The organism is Actinomycetes bacterium (assembly GCA_024222295.1).
GTDB lineage: Bacteria > Actinomycetota > Acidimicrobiia > Acidimicrobiales > Microtrichaceae > JAAEPF01.
Genome location: JAAEPF010000085.1, coordinates 1 through 2177 on the forward strand (window position 1 = coordinate 1; position 2177 = coordinate 2177).

The 2177-nt window shown below is 67.1% G+C and carries 1 protein-coding gene and 1 pseudogene; one reads left to right on the forward strand and one right to left on the reverse strand.

The genetic code is table 11. The features are described from left to right. Nucleotides 1–45: 45 nt before the first annotated feature. The gene (locus tag GY812_16930) at nt 46–432 is read right to left on the reverse strand and encodes a hypothetical protein (protein MCP4437170.1); all 387 of its coding nucleotides are present in this window, start codon (nt 430–432) and stop codon (nt 46–48) included. Between the two features lie 79 nt (nt 433–511). Here GY812_16930 and GY812_16935 point away from each other — a divergent pair. Beyond that, nucleotides 512–1905: pseudogene (locus GY812_16935) on the forward strand (IS3 family transposase). The last annotated feature ends 272 nt before the right edge of the window (nt 1906–2177 follow it).

Below are 2177 nucleotides of genomic sequence, written 5' to 3' on the forward strand. Positions count from 1 at the left end.
CGCCGCCCAGCCTGCAACGAGGTGCGCCTCAGCTCGCCACCTGGCTCACGACGCAACAGTGATGCTGACCTCGATGCTCTGCCCGCGATGGAGGCCAGGGGTTCCGTCCAGGTCCGGGTCCTCCAAGACCTCCGGCCTTCTGCGGGGAGCAGCTCCGCCGATCGCGAAAAGGAAGTCCTCAGAGCCATTCAGGGAGACTTGTGTGAGGCGCAATCTCCCCGTACCGACGTTGCTGACGACGATGACCTCGGTAGCCCGCTCGTTGGCCGGCACCTCACCAAAGTCCAGGGCCCTCGGCCTGACAGAGATTTCGGGGCCGGAGCCGTTGGCAGCCGGGGTTTCCACGTCGGGCTCCCCATCGCCTTCCTGCGCGTCGCACCCGAGCGCCAGGAGCAGGCCGAAGACGAGCTGAGCTCTGAGGCTGCGTGACATGGAGGACCCCTCTCTGCCAACGTCGGTGAGACAGACTCCTTAGCTGAAAATACGGAGCAGGGCGGGCAAGCTGGAGAACATGAAGAAGAACCCTCACGAGAAGAACGAGGCGGCCGACGAGGTCGCTCACCCCCAGGTGGACGTCGAGGTCGCGGCCAAGCCGAAGCGACGGACGTTCACGGCTGCCTACAAGTTGCGGATCCTCGAGGAGATCGACGCGGTGGGGCCGGGTGGGCAAGGAGCCATCCTGCGTCGCGAGGCCCTGTACTCGTCGCATATCTCGGAGTGGCGCGCGGCGCGGCGGCGTGGAGCACTCGGCTCGCTGGGGCAGAAGCGGGGTCGCAAGGCGAATCCGAACCGGGAGCTGGAGAAGAAGGTCGCGAGGCTCGAACGGGAGCTGGCGCGCTCGCAGGAGGCCCTGCGCAAAGCGCACCTCATCATGGAGGTGCAGGGAAAAGTTGCAGGGCTGCTGGGGTTGAACTTCGACCACGAGAACAACTCCTGACTGCGGCCGTCGAGCTCGCGCACGAGGTGGGCGTGAAGCCTGCCTGCGCGGCGCTCGGCGTGAGCCGCGCGACGTACTACCGTCGCCAGGAGCCCGTGAAGAAGTGCCAGCAGCCCAGGCCCACTCCGGCGCGTGCGCTGCAGTCTGAGGAGCAGGAACGGGTGCTCGCGGTGCTCGACTCCGAGCGCTTCGTCGACCGCGCCCCGGCTGAGGTGATCGCGACGCTCCTCGACGAGGGCACCTACCTGTGCTCCGAGCGAACCATGTACCGGCTGCTGGCCCAGCGCGCCCCCGTGAAGGACCGCCGTGACCAGCGGCGGCACCCCGTCTACACGAAGCCGCAGCTGATGGCGACCGCGCCCAACCAGGTCTGGTCCTGGGACATCACCAAGCTGCTCGGCCCCGAGAAGTGGACCTACTACTACCTGTACGTCCTGCTCGACATCTACAGCCGGATGGTCGTCGGATGGATGCTCGCCGACCGCGAGAACGCCAACCTCGCAGGCCGGCTCATCGACGAGACCTGCACCAAGCATGGCGTTCGGCCCGAGGTCCTCACCCTGCACAGCGACCGCGGCGCGCCCATGACCGCCAAGTGCACCGCTCAGCTCCTGGCCGACCTCGGCGTCACCCAGTCGCTCAGCCGCCCACAGGTCTCCGACGACAACCCCTTCAGCGAAGCCCAGTTCAAGACGCTCAAGTACCAACCAGGCTACCCGAAGCGCTTCGCCGACAAGGCCCACGCCCACGGGCACTGCCGCACGTTCTTCCCCTGGTACAACACCGAGCACCGCCACGGCGGCATCTGCATGCTGACCCCCGAGGCGGTCCACTACGGTCGTGCCGATCTGCTCCTCGCGGAACGCCGCCGCGTTCTGGAGGCGGCCTACCAGGCGCACCCCGAGCGCTTTCCGAGGGGCTGCCCAATCGTGAGGCCTCTCCCCGCCGCGGTGTACATCAACCGGCCGGTCGCGGAGCTCGATCAAGGTGCCGAGGCCGGCGGCCCAGATAGCGCCATCGAGGCAGCTCAACCCATGCCCAGTCCTAAGCCAGACTGGATCCGTCCACAGGCATGCAGAGGGGAGGCATCAGCGGCTCTGTAAATGATTCCACACTGTGTCTCATCGGCGTTGACAGGTTCCGCTGGGGCAGAAGCGGGGTCGCAAGGCGAATCCGAACCGGGAGCTGGAGAAGAAGGTCGCGAGGCTCGAACGGGAGCTGGCGCGCTCGCAGGAGGCCC

Excerpts from the sequence above, each read along its gene's own strand:
- GY812_16930 (MCP4437170.1), bottom strand. The coding sequence starts at position 432 with ATGTCACGCAGCCTCAGAGCTCAGCTCGTCTTCGGCCTGCTCCTGGCG.